We start from the raw sequence: 14,896 nt of genomic DNA, 5'->3' as shown, positions 1-14,896 counted from the left end.
TTTATGTTTCAAGGTACTCGCGAAGGAGCCCCCATGGACCTGCTCACCGACTTCCTCACCTGGGCCTGGCCGCGCCACCTCAACCCGCTGAGCTGGTACGTCCGCCCGCTGTTCTTCCTACCCATCGCCTACTTCTGCTGGACGCGCAGACCTCTGGCGCTGGCCCTGACCATCGTGGCCATGCTGACCAGCTTCTTCTGGTTCCCCGCCCCCGAGGAGACCGACCCGGCCATGGCCGCGGTCCTGGAGATGGAGAAGGAGCTGTTCACCGACCCCACCTGGGTCACCTGGGCCACCCTGCCCCTGATCCCCGCCCTGATCGGCTCGCTGTGCGCCGCGTTCTGGTACCGCTCCCTGGGCTGGGGGCTGGTCGTCGTCAACGGCGGTCTGGCCCTGAAGATCGCCTGGACTGTCGCCAACTCCGGCTCCGACGGACTGGCCACCCTGCTCCCCCTCGGCCTGGCCATGGCGGTGATGACCGCGGTCGTGGTCGCCGTGGCACGCTGGCGTTCGCTCCCCCTGTCCCTGACCGGCCGCCGCGACACGGACCGGGAGCGCGCCCCGGCCGCCGCCCGGTGACCGGACACCACCCGCCGAGGAGGAAGACCATGCCACCCGCGTTCTCCGCGCAGGAGAAGGAGCGCATCACCGAACTGCTGCTGGAGTCGGGCCGCGCCCTGTTCACCACCCGGGGTCTGCGCAAGACCTCCCTGGAGGAGCTCGTGGCGCCCGCCGGAATCGCCAAGAGCAGCTTCTACGCCTTCTTCGACTCCAAGGAGGCGCTCTACCTGGAACTGATGCTGCGGCAGATGGCCGCGGTCAAGAGGCGCGTCATCGACGAGGCCCTCACCAGCACCGACGACGTACGCGAGGGACTGCGGCGCTTTCTGCGCGCCACCCTGGAGGAGCTCACCGCCAACCCCCTCTACGCGCGGCTCACCACCCACCCCGAGGAGATGGACGCGGTCATGCGCAGGACCGACGCCGCCCGCGTGGCCGCCTTCCCCGACAACCCCGCCAACGCCCTGGCCGCGTTCGTCGAGGCCGGACGCGAGAACGGGGACCTGGTACCGGCCCACCCCGCCGCGATCATCGGCGTCCTGCAGGCCGTACTGCTCCTGCCCGTGAACGCCGCCCGCCTGGCCGCACCCGAGCACTACCACGCCACCGTCGACCTGCTCATCGACATCGTCGCCGCGGGTCTGACCACCCGAGAGGAACCACCAGCGTGCACGCCCTCCTGCTGACCCACGGCACCCGCGGCGACGTCCAACCCTTCCTGGCCCTGGCCCGGGGCCTGGAAGCGGCCGGACACACCAGCACCGTCGCCGGGCCACGGGCCTGCGCCCCGCTCGCCGCCGAACAGGGCGTCGCCTACCGCCCGGTGGACGACGGCCCCAACACCCTCATGGGCGACCCCGAACTCAGCGGCGTCCGCGACACCGGCCTGCGCGGACCGCGCGGCGCCGCCCACGCCGTCACCCTCCTGCGCAGGATCACCCCGCTCATGCGGCGGGTCTACCGCGACACGGCCGCCACCGCCGACGAGGAGGCCGACGTGGTCGTGCACGTCCCCGGCATGCCGGGAGGGCACATCGCCGAACGCCTGGGCGTACCCGCGGTACCCGTCGCGCTCCAGCCCTCCTGGGTGCCCACCCGCGCCTTCCCCGCCCCCGGCCTGCCCTGGCCCGGGTGGCTGCCCGGGGCCCTCAACCCGCTGAGCTACCGGCTGGTAGCCCTGACCCTGCGCGGCCAGCGCTCGGTCGCCGAGGAACTGCGCCGCGACCGCCTCGGCCTGCCCGCGCGCCCCGGCTCCCACGACCCCCTACGCCAGACCGACGGCACCCCCTCCACCGTCCTGCAGGCCTTCAGCCGCCACCTGCTGCCGGACACGGCCGCGTACCCGCCGCACGTGCACACCACCGGCTTCTGGTTCGTGCCGCCGGACCGCGACTGGCGGCCCTCCCCCGAACTCGACGCCTTCCTCGGCGACGGCGCACCCCCGGTGTTCGTCGGCTTCAGCAGCCTGCCCACCGCCGACCCCGCCGCCACCGGGCGCATGGTGGCCTCCGCCGTACGCCGGGCGGGCGTGCGCGCCGTCGTCGCCTCCGGCTGGGGCGGCATCGCCGCGGAGGCGGGCGGGGCCGGGGTGCTGTCCATCGACCGGGCCCCGCACGAGCGGCTCTTCCCCCGCTGCTCCGCCGTCGTGCACCACGGCGGCGCCGGAACCACCGGGGCCGCCCTCGCCGCCGGACGCCCCCAGGTCGTGTGCCCCTTCTGGGGCGACCAGCCCTTCTGGGCCGCGCGGGTCCACGCCGCCGGGGCCGCCCCCGCCCCGCTGCGCGGCCAGCGCCTGACCGAGGACGCCCTCACCCGGGCCCTGGTCCTCGCCCGGGAACCGGCCACGGCCGAGCGCGCCGGAGTCCTGGGCGAGCGGGTCCGGGCCGAGGACGGCGTGGGCACGGCGGTGCGCCTGCTGGAGGAGGTGGCGGCCTCCCGGCGCGACCGCGCCTAGGCCGCCGAACCCGCCCCCTGCACCGCGGTCCTGTACCTGTGGCGAGTTCGGGCGCCCGAACTCGCCACAGGTACAGGACCAGCAGGTCAGACGGCAGACCGAAGAGGCGTATCGGCCCGCTCAGACCGCGTCGAGGGCCCGCCGGGTGCGCCGCAGCAACAGGACCAGCACCACACCCGTGACCACCGCTCCTCCCACCAGACACCCCCACGGGCCCAGCGGACCGGCGTCGTACCCCGGCAGGACCAGCACCGGCCAGGCCGGGGGGAGCACCAGCAACAACAGCCCCCAGGGCCCCGGCAGCGCCCACAGCGCCACCGGAACCAGCGTCATCACCGCACCGACGGCCTTCATCACGACCAGGGCCTCCACCTTGTTGGCCGCCCACGCGGTCATCGCGGCCAGCAGCACGGCCGCCTGCGGAGCCGCCAGCACCAGGGCCGGGACCACCGACCACGACCACCCCGACACCATCAGGCCGCTCAGCGGCAGCGCCACGGCCAGCCCCACCGCCGAGGCCGCGGTGACGGCCGCCAGACGATAGGCGGCGTAGGAGCGCAGCGAGAGCGGGGAGACCCGCAGCACGAGCAGCACCCCCTCGTCCCGGTCCTCCACCGCGCGCAGCCCGCCCACCACCCCGAACATCAGGGGCACGTGCAACAGCACCAGCGCGGCCAGCAGGACCGGGGCGTGCGGCTCCGGCTCGAAGCCGTACGCCGCCCGCAGGAACTCCGCCACCGGCGGGAACGCCAGGCGAAGGAGCACGGCCAGCAGTACCGGCGCCAGGAGCATCACCACCAGCGACTGACCCCGGCCGACACCCCGCAGGTCGACCCGGACGAACCGCACCACCGCGGGCAGCCCTCCCCGGCCGCCGACTCCCCGCCGGGCCCGGGAACGCCGCCCGGACCCGGCCCGCCCGCCCCGCTCGGCCCGGCGACCGGCCGCCGCGATCCCACCGCCCACCCAGAGCGCGCAGTAGACCGCCCCCGCGACCAGGACCGCCGGACCGGGCCCCGGACCCCCGCCCACCCCCCACCGCACCAGCTCCGCCCCCACCGTGGTCGGCACCAGGTAGGCCAGCGGATGCGCCGCGACCCCCGACACGTACAGCAGCGGCACCGTGATGAGCGGGACAGCGGCCAGCGGCACCGCCAACAGGAACCCCGACAGGTCCCGGGCCCGCGCCCCGACCACCAGGCACGCCGTGAGCAGCACCAGGGAGGTCAGCGCCACCCCGGGCAACGCCGCCGCCAGAGCCCACGGCACCTCGGGGATCCGCCCCCGCACGGCCGCGACCACCATCGGCACGGCGGCCAGCACCGCCAGAGCGGTGAGCACCGCCGCCTTGACCGCGACCGCCTCCGCGCCCCGCAGCGGAGTGGCCGCCAGCGCCTGGCGCGCCCCCTCGGTCCGCTCGAACAGCAGCAGGGCCACCACGAACAGCGCCCCGAACCCCGCGGTGTCCAGGAAGAGCAGGTAGGGCGCCGCCACCCGGGCCGCCCCGGCAGGGACCGCGAGCAGCACCACGGTCCACACCCCGCCCAGGGCCGCGGCCACCCCCACCACCCCGTACCGCCACTGCACCCGCCACTCCAGCGCGGCGGCCGCCCGCAGCCGCCTCACAACCGCTCCCGGGTCACGGCCGCGAAGACCTCGTCCAGTGTCGCCTCACGGGTGTGCAGGGTCTCCACCTCACCTCGCGCCACCAACCGCTGGAGCTCACCGCCCTCGGCCAGGGCCTCCATCGGGAACTCCCGCCCGCCCTGGCCCCGCACCTCCGCCACCAGCCCGGGCCGCCCGTGCCCGAGCCGGAACCCGCGCGGGGTGTCCACGGCCGCGATGCGCCCCCGCACGACGAAGGCCACCCGGTCGCACAGGTCGTCGGCGGTGGCCATGTCGTGCGTGGTGAGGAACACGGTGGCACCCGCGTCGGCCGCCTCGCGCACGACCCCGCGCAGCAGCGCGGCCCGCACCGGGTCCTGCCCGCTCGTGGGCTCGTCCAGGAACAACAGGTCGGGCCGGTTGACCAGGGCGCGCGCCAGGTTCAGCCGCATCCTCATCCCCTTGGACAGCTCCTCCACCCGGCGGTCGGCGGCGTCGGCCAGATCCACCCGGGCCAACAGTTCGTCCGGGTCCCGGACCGGACCGCGGTAGAGCGAGGCGAAGGCCGCCAGGTTCTCCCGGGCGGTGAGCCTGCCGAACCCCGCGGGCAGCTCGAAGCCCACCCCCACCCGCTCGAAGTAGTCCGGCCCCCACCGCTCCAGCGGCCGCCCCAGTACGCCCACCCGACCCTGGTAACGGCGCAGCAGGCGGGTCAGCACCCTCTGGGTCGTGGACTTGCCCGCCCCGGTGGGGCCCAGGAACCCGAAGACCTCGCCCCGGGCGACCGAGAAGCTCATCCCCTCCACGGCGGGCTCGGCGCTGCCCGGGTAACGGACCCTCAGGTCCTCCACGGTGACGACCTGCTCGGCCATGGACACATCCTCGGGCGACGGGGAGCGAACGCGGTCGCGGGCGCGCGACGGTTCCGAGTCTGCTCCCCCTCGCCCGCGGAGCCAACCCGCCCCCGCTCAGCCCGCGCCGTCCCCCTCCTCGCCGGAGGCCTCCGCCAACGCGTCGCGCCGGGTCTCCGACGCGGCCGGGGTCCCGGCGAGGTACCCCGCGCGGGCCAGCGCGGTGCCACCCACCGCGGCCGTGGCCAACTGCACCACCAGGGCCAAGCCGATCTTCAGTGCGTTCTCCACCGAAGGAAAACGCAACAGCAGACCCAGCAGCGGCAGGGCCGTACCCAGACCCGCCGAGACCGCGATCCCGTTCAGTCGGGCGTAGAAGTCCCGCAGCCGCAGCAGCCCCAGCGCCCCCACCGAGAAGACGAGCGCGCCCGCCACCACACAGGCAGTGCTGAGCACCTCCACAACCGTGTTCACCGCTTGCCCCCCGACACCAACCGGGCCAGTGACAGGGCCGCCAGGAAACCCACCAGAGTGCTCACCAGCACGATGTCCACCACCAACTCGGTCTCCAACCGGAGCCCCAGAACGATCACCACACTGACGAAACCGAAGAACACCACGTCGGCGCCCGCTCCCCGGTCGGCCTTGCCCGGCCCCCTCAGAACCCGGTAGGTGGCCGCCACCATCGAGGCCACGAGCAGCACCAGGGCCACGTCGAGCGGGTTCACCGCCGCCTCCCCTCCCCGTTCCCGGGCCGCGCCGGAGCACCGTCCGCACGCGTCACGGCCAGCAGCCGGTCCTCCATCGCGCGGACCCCCTCCCGCAGCTCCGCCTCATCGGACGCGTACATCCCGTACACCCACAACGTGGGCGGATCCATCCGGATCGCCACGGTCACCGTCCCCGGGGTCAGGGTGACCATGTTCGCGATCGCGGTCACCTCCAACTCGCTGCGGCACCGCAACGGCACCCGGACGAAGGCCGGCACCGACGCGCTCCCGGGGGTGAGCACGTCCCAGGCCAGACGGGCCGAGGCGGCCACCACCCGCGCTCCGAAGGCGGAGGGCAGCCCCAGCGCGTGGACGATTCTGCGCACGATCACCAGTCCGTCACCGCCCCGACGTAGGCGGAGGTGTCCAGGAGCTGGGCGGCCGCCTGCGCGCTCAATCCCAGCAGGACCTCCGCGCCCAGGCCCAGGCCCAGCGTCACCGCGGTCAGCACCAGCGAGGGCAGCAGCACGGCGGTGCGCACCCCGCCGCGCCGCGCCGTCGCGACGGCCGCGCCCCCGGCCCCGGGCTCCTCCTCCTTCTCGGGCGGCGCGCCCCAGAACACCCCGCCCCAGATCTTGAGCATCGACATCAGGGTGAGCAGGCTGACCGCGACAGCCACCCCCGCCACCACCCACTGCCCCTGTTCCAGGGCCGCCGCGACCAGGGCGGCCTTGGCCACGAACCCCGAGAAGGGCGGCAGCCCGGCCAGCGACAGGGCCGCCCCCAGGAACGCCAGGCCCACCAGGGGATCCCGGCGGGCCACCCCGCCCAGCCGGTCCAGCTCCCCGGTGCCGTAGGCGTACTCCACCGCCCCCGTGGACAGGAACAGCGACGCCTTCACCACCATGTTGTGCACCAGGTAGAAGATGCCCGCCATCAGTCCCAGCTCGCTGAACAGGGCGACCCCGACCAGGATGTAGCCGATCTGGCTGACCATGTGGAAGACCAGGATCGAACGGGTGCCGTGCTCGCCCACCGCACCCAGCACCCCGACCAGCATGGTCGCGGTGAAGACCGCCAACCCCACCCACAACAGCGAGGACTGGCCGTCGAAGACCACCGCGTAGATCCGGTAGAGGGCGTAGATCGCGACCTTGGTGTGCAGCCCCGACAGCAGCGCCGTCACCGCGGGCGAACACGCCGTGTAGGAGCGCACCAACCAACCGTGCACCGGCACCACCGCGGCCTTGACCCACAGCGCCAGCAGCACCAGGCCCGCACCGGCCGCCACCGTCGGCGACTCCCGGGCGGCCCCGGCCAGCTCGCCCAGCTGCACCGTTCCGGCCGTACCGTAGACCAGCGCCACCCCGGCGAGCAGGAGCGAGGAGGTCAGCAGGCTGACCACCACCAGGAGCCGACCGCCGCGCAGGCCGCGCGGCGTGCCCGCGAGGGCCATCAGCCCGTAGGCGGGCAGCAGCATGACCTCCACGAACACGAACAGGTTGAACAGGTCACCGGTGAGCAGCGCCCCGAACACCCCCGCCGCCAGCACCAGGACCAGCGGGGCGAAGAGCCGCCTCCCGGCCTCACCCGTGGCCACGGCGAACCCCGAGCAGACCAGGATCAGCAGGGCCGTGGTGGCCACCATCAGCGAGCTGAAGGCGTCGGCCACGAACGGGATGGCCACACCGCCGGGCCACAGCCCCACCTGGTGCGCGTACACCCGCCCGTCCCGGGTGAGCACGGCCAGGGCCAGGCCCGCGACCAGGGCCGCAGCGCACGTGCCCAGCAGCACGGTCCGGCGCAGCCACACCGGCCAGGACACGACGATGAGCAGCGCGGCCCCCAGAATCGGAACCGCGACCAACAGAAGCAGGAGAGCGGCGTTCACGGACCGTCCTCGGTGTCGTCGTCGTCCTCGCCCGCACCGGCGAGGGTGAGCATGTACACGGTGATGGAGAAGGTGATGACGATCGCGGTCAGCACGAAGGCCTGCGGCAGCGGATCCGCCGCCCGCTCCGGCGCCTCCGTCAACAGGGGCCGGTCACGCCGGAACGCCCCGCCCGCCGACACCAGCAGCAGGTTCACCGCGTTGCCCAACAGCACCAGACCGAGCACGATCCGGACCATCCCGCGTTGCAGGACCAGGTACACGGCGGCCGCGGTCAGGACACCGATCGCCAGGGACAGGGTCACCGGCCACCCCCCAGTCCCCGCTCCCGCGCGTCGGGAGCCCGCCCCGAACGCTCCACGGGCCGCTCCAGGCCCAACTGGTTGAGCGCCGTCAGCACCACACCGACCACGGCGAGGTAGATCCCCGCGTCGAAGACCAGCGCCGTGGTGGTGCTGAACCCGCCCCAGGGCAGAAGGAGGTCGAAGTGCAGCGGACGCAGGAAGGAGCCCTCGGCGTATCCGAGCAGTCCCGCGCCCAACGCCAGTGCCACCCCGCAGGCGATGTAGATTGGATAGGCCCGGCGGACATGCTCCACGGAGGCGCTGGACGAGGCCAGATAGGCCAGCGCGAACCCCGCGCCGCCGACCAGCCCGGCGATGAACCCTCCGCCCGGCTCGTCGTGCCCGCGCAACAACAGGTACAACGACCACACCAGCAACAGCGGAATGAGCCACCGGGCCACGGTGCGCATGGCGACGGTGTTGTCGTCGGAGTCCCAGACCGGACTGGTCCGGGGCACGTTCAGAAGGACCCGACCCTGGTCGCTCAGGCCCGCCGAGTGCAGGACCGCGATGACGATCAGCCCCGCCGCCCCCAGGACGGTGAGCTCACCCAGCGTGTCCAGCGCCCGGTAGTCCACCAGGACCGTGTTGACCACGTTCGTACCGCCGGTGTCCTCCCGGGCGTTCGACAGCAGGTAGTCACCCACCGGGGACAGCTCCCTGCGACCGGTGAGCGCGTACGCGGCCAGCCCCGCCGCGAGCCCGGCGGCGACCGCGACCGCCCCGGTCGCGACCGTGCGCGCGCGCCGGACCGCGTGGAAGCCCCGGGGCAGGCGGCGCAGCACCAGCACCGCCACGACCACGGTCAGCACCTCGACCAGCAACTGGGTCAGCGCCACGTCGAAGGCGCCGAGGAAGAGGAACCACAGCGCCGTGGTGAACCCGGCCGTTCCCACCAGCACCAGCGCCGCGATCCGCGAACGGGTCAGCACCGCGGCGGACACGGACGCGGTCAGCAGCGCCACCAGCACCCAGTCCTGGGGGCGCACGACCGGCGCGGGCGCCACCCCGTAGTCCAGCCCGGCCCCGGCCACCACCGCGGCCAGGACCAGGACCAGCACGATCGGCGCCGCCAGGTGACGCACGGGCGCGTCGGTGCGCGTCAGGTCACCGGTGCGCTCACCGAGTGCCACCACCCCCGCGTACAGCCGCTCGAAGGCCTCCGTGCCCCGCACCGGGAAGAGCCGCCTTCCGGCCAGGACCGCCCCGAAGGAGGTGCGCCAGGCCAGCAGCGCCCCGAGCAGTACCGCCGCGGCCGACATGCCCAGGGCCGGGGTGAAACCGTGCCACAGCGCCAGGTCCGCCTCTCCCCCCGCACGGGCGGTCTCCTCCGCGATCCGCCCGGCCAGCGGGTTCAGCAGCGACACGGCCGGACCCAGCACCAGGCCGCCCGCGGCGGCCAGCGCGGGCCAGGCCACGAAGGACCAGGGGGCCTCCCGCGACGGTTCCCTCTCCGGGTTGCGCACGACGCGCCCGCCGAAGACCGGGTACACGAACCGGAAGGCGTAGGCGAAGGTCAGGGCGGACGCGACCACCGCCGCCCCCGCCGCCACCGGTCCCGCCCAGACCGGGCCGGGAGCGTGCAGGAAGGCCTCCAGCAGCCCCTCCTTGCTGACGAAACCCAGCAACGGGGGGATTCCGGCCATCGACAGGGCGGCCAGCGCGCTCGTGGCCGTGGTGATGGGCATCGACCGGCGCAGACCCCCCAGTTCACGCAGGTCACGGGTGTGCGTCTGGTGGTCGACCACACCCACCGCCATGAACAGCGCCGCCTTGAACAGCGCGTGCGCCAGGGTGTGCATGGCCGCCGCCACGAGCGCCTCGGCGGTACCCACGCCCACCGCCGCCACGATCAGGCCCAACTGGCTGATCGTGGAGTAGGCGACGAGTTCCTTGATGTCGTTCTTCTGCAGCGCGAAGACCGCGCCCATCACCGCTGTCAGCAGGCCCAGGCCCACCAGGGCGACCTGCCACGCCACCACGTCCGCGAAGGCCGGGGAGAACCGCATCGCCACGTACACCCCCGCCTTGACCATCGCGGCGGCGTGCAGGTAGGCGCTCACCGGGGTGGCGGCCACCATGGCGTCGGGCAGCCAGGCGTGGAAGGGGAACTGCGCCGACTTGGTCAGGACCGCGACCACGACCAGCAGCGCCACCACCGTGGCGAACCCGGTGTCCCGGGTCCACGACGAGTCCTCGACGATGACGCTGAGCCGGGTGGTGCCGGTGCGCGTCCACAGCAGCAGCACCGCGGTCAGCAGCGCCAGACCGCCCATCGCCGTCGGCAGGAACGCGCGCACGGCGGGCCGGGCCCCCTCCGCCCCCGGCAGGCCGATCAGCCAGAAGGAGCAGACGGTGGTCAGCTCCCAGCACACGAACAGCAGGACCACGTCGTCGGCCAGCACCAGCCCGGTCATCGCCGTGGCGAACGCGCTCATGGCGAAGAAGAAACCGCCCTGCCCGCCCGGAGGGAAGTAGCGGGCCGAGTAGGCCAGGACGAGCGCGCCCACCCCGAGCACCAGCACGCAGAACAGCCACGCCAGGCCGTCCATGCGCAGGTACAGCCCCACCCCCAGGGTCGGCATCCACGACAGGGCCGCCTCCGGCGGGCGCTCCCCCTCCAGCACGCGGCCGCCCCCGAGCAGGACCAGTCCGGTCAGCAGGGCGAGCGCCCCGGCCACCAGCCACCCGGTGGAGCGCCCGAGCACACGGTCCACGGCCGGAGCCAGGAGCGTAACCGCTACGAGCGCGGCCAGGAGGTGGAGCACACCGCCGTCCTTTCGGGCCGTCCGCCGCGGGGGGGCGGGCGGTCAACGAGCTGAAGAGGGCACGGGTCCCATGCTCGGTGTGCGACGGGCGATAGGCCGTCCGGACACGCCAGGAAGCCGGACAAAACCCGGATCCCGGTGTGCTCCAGACACAGCCGTACACCGTGGCCGCCCGCCGGGGGACGGCGGGCGGCCACGGCGGTCCCTATCCCCGCGGCCCCCGCAACGCCACGTGGTCGGGCACCGCCAGGCCCGGGTCCTGCGCCGGGTCCGGCTCCGGCGCACCGAACACCTCGCGCACCGGCAGCACTCCCGCCCACACCGGCAGGGCGAGGTCCCCCTCGTCGTCCCCGGGCGGCCCGGTGCGCACCTTCACCGACGCCTCCTCCAGCGACAGCGCCAGCACCCGGGTGGCCGCCATCTCCTTGGGCGTGGGCGGGCGAACCGCGTCCCAGCGCCCCGGCACCAACTGCTCGGTCAGCGCGCGCAGCCCGTCCAGGCGCTCGCGCTCGTCGGTGACCACGCGCGGCACCCCGTAGACCATGGCCGAGCGGTGGTTGACCGAGTGGTGGAAGGCCGACCGGGCCAGCACCAGGCCGTCCAGCAGGGTCACGGTGACGCACACCTCGCCACCCGCGCGCAGCGACCGCGCACCGGTGGAACCGTGCAGGTAGAGGGTGTCACCGATCCGGCCGTAGGCGGTCGGCACGACCATGGGCGCGCCGTCGACGACCACCCCCAGGTGGCAGACCGTCCCCGCGTCCAGGACCGCGTACAGGTCCGCCCGGTCGGTACGGGCCTTGTGCTTGCCGCGGCGCAGCCGGGTGCGTTCTGTGGTGGAGAGCATGCGCCTAGCCTAGGAAGCAAGTGGACACCCCACCATGGCCACTTACAGCCGAAAAGGAAAGACCACTGTGCCCCGCCGCGCCGCCGAACCCGCCCTGAGCCTGGACCGCTCCGCCGCCCGGCCGCTGACCGTCCAACTGTCCGACGCCCTGCGCGAGGCCATGTCCGGCGGCGTGCTCCACCCCGGCGAGCGCCTGCCCTCCAGCCGCGTCCTGGCCGCGCAGCTGGGCGTGAGCAGGACCGTGGTCACCGAGGCCTACCAGCAGCTGTACGCCGAGGGCTGGCTGGAGGGACGGCACGGATCGGGCACCTTCGTCGCCCGGCACGAGGCCGCGCACCCCGCCCCGCACCCCGCCCCGGCTCCCGCCGAGCCGCTCCTGGCCGCCGCGCCGCGCCCGTCCCGCGGGCAGGCCCGGGAGCAGGGGCTGATCGACCTGCGCCCGGGCGGCCCGTGGGTGGGCGGCCACGACCCGGCCGCCTGGCGCCGGGCCTGGCGGTACGCGGCCGAGCAGCCGCCCGACGACGACCCCGACCCCCGCGGCCTGCCCCGCCTGCGCGAACTCCTGGCCGACCACCTGCGCCGCACCCGGGGCGTGCGGATCGGCCCGGAGAGCGTCATGGTCACCCGCGGCACCGGCAACGGCCTGGACCTGGTCGGCGCGGCCCTGCTCGGCGCGGGCACCCGCGCGGGCGTGGAGGAGCCCGGCTACCAGAAGGCCCGCACGATCCTGGCCGCGCGCGGGGCCCGGGTGCACCCCTGCCCGGTGGACCACGACGGCATCCTCACCGAGGCGCTGCCCGAGGACCTGTCGGTGCTCTACACCACGCCCGCACACCAGTACCCGCTCGGCGGACGGCTGCCGATCCCCCGCCGCGAACGCCTCCTGGCCTGGGCCCGCCGCACCGGGGCGATGGTCGTGGAGGACGACTACGACGCCGAGTTCCGCTACGACGTGGCGCCCCTGCCCGCGCTGTACGGCCTGGACCCCGGCCGGGTCATCCTGCTCGGCACCCTCTCCAAGACCCTGTCCCCGGACCTGGGGGTCGGCTGGGTGGTCGCCGAGCCCGCCCGGCTCGAACACCTGGCCGCGGTCCGCCGCGACCTGTCGGACCGCACCAGCGTGCCCGCCCAGGCCGCGACCGCCCTGCTGCTGGAGCGCGGCGACCTGGACCGGCACCTGCGGCGGATGCGCCTGGAGTACGCCCGCCGCCGCCGGATGCTGATCGAACTGCTCGGCCCGCGACTGCGGGGTGACACGGCGGGCCTGCACGTCCTGCTCCCGCTGCCCGCGACGGCCGTGGCCCCGGTGGTCGCCGAGGCGGCCGAACGCGGCGTGCTGCTCGACGACGTCTCCCGCAACAGCCACGGCGCACCGGACGTGCACGGCCTGGTGATCGGCTACGGGACGGCCAGCCCCGCCGAGCTGCGCCGCGCCTGCGGGGTCCTCAACGAGGTGCTGCGCCGCCACTGACCGCGGGGCGCCGGCGCCACCGGCGGAACCGGCTCCGCGGTGGTGGTCGCACCGCTCCCGCTTACCCGACCGCGGTCGTCGTGTTGTTCCCACTCTCTTGATCCATACTGATCAAACGCCACCTTGATGATGTAGATCCCAAATCTGGCACAAGGGTCGTAGCGGGCCCATGGGGCACCACCCCCGAACGGTGGTCGGCGGCGGTACCGTCTCCGGCCACCGGTGTGGCGTGGGCCCCGGCCATCGGCTACGCGGTCGCGCGGCGGTCGCCCGAGCGGGATCCGCCGAGGGAGAAGCACTTGTTCTTGACCAGCGCCTCCGGGAACCGGGTGATCACCGCGATGCCCTCCTCGATGGTGAGCGGGGTGCGGTTCCTGGCGGTGATGGTGTCCATGGCGTCGCGGGGAACGGCGCCGCAGAACTCCTCGCCGCGTTCGATGTCCGACAGCAGGTAGACCGGCTGGTCCGTGAGCCCGGTTTCCTCGATGGCGGCGAATCGCTCCAGGGATCCGGGCTCGAAGGAAGGGTCGACGAAGCCGGGCTTGGCCTTTCCGCGGAGTGCGGTGCGGGGCATCATCCGCTCGATGGGGACGACCTCGCGGGTGACCACCAGCACGAACGGAATCCGACCGGTCCCGGGCTCGTAGGCGGTGTTCCCGGCCTGCGCCGCGACGTCGCGCAGGGGTGCGGCCAGGGTCTGGAACCGCTCAGGCGTCAGGCCCCCCATCCCCGGGTAGCCCAGCTCGATCAGGTTGTTCGTCTGGCGGTCGAATTCCGCGCCCGCGTCGATCGTTGTCATGGTGTCCTTTCAGCGGTCCGGTGGCCGGGTGGTCAGAGGGCGATACCGGCGAGGGCGCCGGTTTCCAGCGCCGTCCACAGGGCGCCGTCCGGGCCGAGGGTGATGCCGTGCGGCTCCGAGGCGGGTGTGGGCAGATCGTGCGCCTCGATCACACCCCCACCGGTAACGGAGCCGACGCGGTTACCGCTCCATTCGGTGAACCACAGCGCGCCGTCGGCCCCCGTGGTGATCGCGTAGGGCCCGGCGGCGCGGTCGGCCACGGCGCACTCCTCGATGGTCACACGGGTCAAAGACTCTTCTCCAGTCCGTGTTCGGCGGCGACGCGGGCGATGTCGGCCGGGGTACCGGCCATGATGGTGCGGGCGTGTTCGGTGACCAGGTCGGCGGGCCAGTCCCACCAGGCGGCCCGCAGCAGGCGTTCGGCGTCGGAGTCGTCGAAGCGCCGCCGGATCGGCCTGGCCGGGTTCCCGCCCACGACCGTGTAGGGCGGGACGTCGGCGGTGACCACGGCTCCGGCCGCGATGATGGCGCCGTCGCCGACGGTCACCCCGGGCATGACGGTGGCCTGGTAGCCGAACCAGACGTCGTTGCCGACGACGGTGTCGCCCCGGCTGGGCATACCGGTGACGATGTCCAGGGTGCGCTCGGCCCACTCACCGCCGAACATGGTGAACGGGAAGGCGGACACCCCCATCGTCGGGTGCTCGGCGCCCGCCATCAGGAACCTGGCTCCCGAGGCGATCGCGCAGTACCTGCCGATGGTCAACCGCTCGGGCCCGTAGGCGTACAGCACGTTGCGGTGCTCGAACTCGGTCGCGCTCTCGGGGTCGTCGTAGTAGGTGTACTCGCCCACCTCGATCGTCGGCGAGCTGACCAGCGGCTTGAGGAAGACCACCCGCTGGTGGGCGGGCAGCGGGTGCACCGCCATCGGGTCGGGGACCAAGAGGGAACTCCTGTCTGCGGGGAACCAGGTGACGGGACCGGGCGGCGGGTTCCCGACCGTGTCGGGGAAGGCCGCGACGGCGGCGTGGCCGGGAGCCACGGGTATGGACGCGCCCTCCGGACTCGTCGTTCTCTCGCCATATTTTTACGACG

At 73.9% G+C, this 14,896-nt stretch carries 16 protein-coding genes; 4 read left to right on the top strand and 12 right to left on the bottom strand.

The genetic code is table 11. From position 1 onward, the window contains the following. Positions 1 to 33 precede the first annotated feature (33 nt). From FYW95_RS24705 to FYW95_RS24695, 3 genes are read left to right on the top strand one after another with little or no spacing between them, the layout of a single operon-like run. Positions 34 to 579, top strand: a complete 546-nt coding sequence (locus tag FYW95_RS24705; protein WP_159942934.1) for a hypothetical protein — start codon at positions 34 to 36, stop codon at positions 577 to 579. 29 nt (positions 580 to 608) lie between these two features. Next, positions 609 to 1,247 carry a TetR/AcrR family transcriptional regulator gene (locus FYW95_RS24700; RefSeq protein ID WP_159942935.1) on the top strand — a complete coding sequence of 213 codons (639 nt, stop codon included), beginning with the start codon at positions 609 to 611 and terminating at the stop codon, positions 1,245 to 1,247. Next, positions 1,229 to 2,515, top strand: a complete 1,287-nt coding sequence (locus tag FYW95_RS24695; protein WP_160050894.1) for a glycosyltransferase — start codon at positions 1,229 to 1,231, stop codon at positions 2,513 to 2,515. The genes FYW95_RS24700 and FYW95_RS24695 overlap by 19 nt, the downstream gene beginning before the upstream one ends. Positions 2,516 to 2,635: 120 nt before the next feature. On the opposite strand, the gene FYW95_RS24690 is transcribed toward FYW95_RS24695, so the two are convergent. From FYW95_RS24690 to FYW95_RS24650, 9 genes are all read right to left on the bottom strand, one after another. Beyond that, entirely contained in the window at positions 2,636 to 4,141 is a 1,506-nt protein-coding gene (locus tag FYW95_RS24690) for a fluoroquinolone export ABC transporter permease subunit (protein ID WP_159945640.1), read from the bottom strand. Then, positions 4,138 to 4,992, bottom strand: a complete 855-nt coding sequence (locus FYW95_RS24685; RefSeq protein WP_159945641.1) for an ABC transporter ATP-binding protein — start codon at positions 4,990 to 4,992, stop codon at positions 4,138 to 4,140. Before FYW95_RS24685 ends, FYW95_RS24690 begins: the two co-directional genes overlap by 4 nt. 96 nt (positions 4,993 to 5,088) lie before the next feature. Then, positions 5,089 to 5,445, bottom strand: coding sequence for a cation:proton antiporter (locus FYW95_RS24680; protein WP_201295022.1), 357 nt, complete (start codon positions 5,443 to 5,445; stop codon positions 5,089 to 5,091). Next, on the bottom strand, positions 5,442 to 5,657 hold the full coding sequence (locus FYW95_RS24675) for an MrpF/PhaF family protein (protein WP_370462451.1): 216 nt from the start codon (positions 5,655 to 5,657) through the stop codon (positions 5,442 to 5,444). Before FYW95_RS24675 ends, FYW95_RS24680 begins: the two co-directional genes overlap by 4 nt. A gap of 38 nt (positions 5,658 to 5,695) precedes the next feature. Then, positions 5,696 to 6,073, bottom strand: a complete 378-nt coding sequence (locus FYW95_RS24670; protein ID WP_236568134.1) for a Na+/H+ antiporter subunit E — start codon at positions 6,071 to 6,073, stop codon at positions 5,696 to 5,698. Further along, complete coding sequence (locus FYW95_RS24665; protein WP_159945643.1) at positions 6,070 to 7,572, bottom strand: monovalent cation/H+ antiporter subunit D family protein; 1,503 nt, start codon at positions 7,570 to 7,572, stop codon at positions 6,070 to 6,072. The genes FYW95_RS24670 and FYW95_RS24665 overlap by 4 nt, the downstream gene beginning before the upstream one ends. Then, a complete protein-coding gene (locus FYW95_RS24660) occupies positions 7,569 to 7,877 on the bottom strand; it encodes a sodium:proton antiporter (protein ID WP_159945644.1) in 309 nt (102 codons plus the stop codon). The genes FYW95_RS24665 and FYW95_RS24660 overlap by 4 nt, the downstream gene beginning before the upstream one ends. Then, on the bottom strand, positions 7,874 to 10,684 hold the full coding sequence (locus tag FYW95_RS24655) for a DUF4040 family protein (protein WP_159945645.1): 2,811 nt from the start codon (positions 10,682 to 10,684) through the stop codon (positions 7,874 to 7,876). The genes FYW95_RS24660 and FYW95_RS24655 overlap by 4 nt, the downstream gene beginning before the upstream one ends. Before the next feature lie 205 nt (positions 10,685 to 10,889). Continuing rightward, complete coding sequence (locus FYW95_RS24650) at positions 10,890 to 11,531, bottom strand: pyridoxamine 5'-phosphate oxidase family protein (RefSeq protein WP_159945646.1); 642 nt, start codon at positions 11,529 to 11,531, stop codon at positions 10,890 to 10,892. Between the two features lie 67 nt (positions 11,532 to 11,598). On the opposite strand from FYW95_RS24650, the gene FYW95_RS24645 reads away from it, so the two are divergent. Continuing rightward, positions 11,599 to 13,002, top strand: coding sequence for a MocR-like pyridoxine biosynthesis transcription factor PdxR (locus tag FYW95_RS24645; RefSeq protein ID WP_159945647.1), 1,404 nt, complete (start codon positions 11,599 to 11,601; stop codon positions 13,000 to 13,002). A gap of 247 nt (positions 13,003 to 13,249) precedes the next feature. Here FYW95_RS24645 and FYW95_RS24640 read toward each other — a convergent pair whose 3' ends face one another. Genes FYW95_RS24640 through FYW95_RS24630 form a run of 3 tightly spaced genes read right to left on the bottom strand, consistent with a single transcriptional unit; the run spans position 13,250 to position 14,744 of the window. After that, positions 13,250 to 13,801 (bottom strand): DUF5701 family protein, encoded by a 552-nt coding sequence (locus tag FYW95_RS24640; protein WP_201295021.1) that lies wholly within the window; start codon positions 13,799 to 13,801, stop codon positions 13,250 to 13,252. A 32-nt stretch (positions 13,802 to 13,833) separates the two neighbouring features. Beyond that, a complete protein-coding gene (locus FYW95_RS24635) occupies positions 13,834 to 14,091 on the bottom strand; it encodes a virginiamycin B lyase family protein (protein ID WP_201295020.1) in 258 nt (85 codons plus the stop codon). Further along, positions 14,088 to 14,744 (bottom strand): CatB-related O-acetyltransferase, encoded by a 657-nt coding sequence (locus tag FYW95_RS24630; RefSeq protein WP_159945648.1) that lies wholly within the window; start codon positions 14,742 to 14,744, stop codon positions 14,088 to 14,090. Before FYW95_RS24630 ends, FYW95_RS24635 begins: the two co-directional genes overlap by 4 nt. Positions 14,745 to 14,896: the final 152 nt, after the last annotated feature.

The sequence above is a fragment of the Nocardiopsis sp. FR4 genome, assembly GCF_009830945.1.
Taxonomy (GTDB): Bacteria; Actinomycetota; Actinomycetes; order Streptosporangiales; family Streptosporangiaceae; genus Nocardiopsis.
The sequence above is the reverse complement of the archived record's forward strand: the minus strand, read 5'-3'. Positions and strand labels throughout refer to the sequence as shown.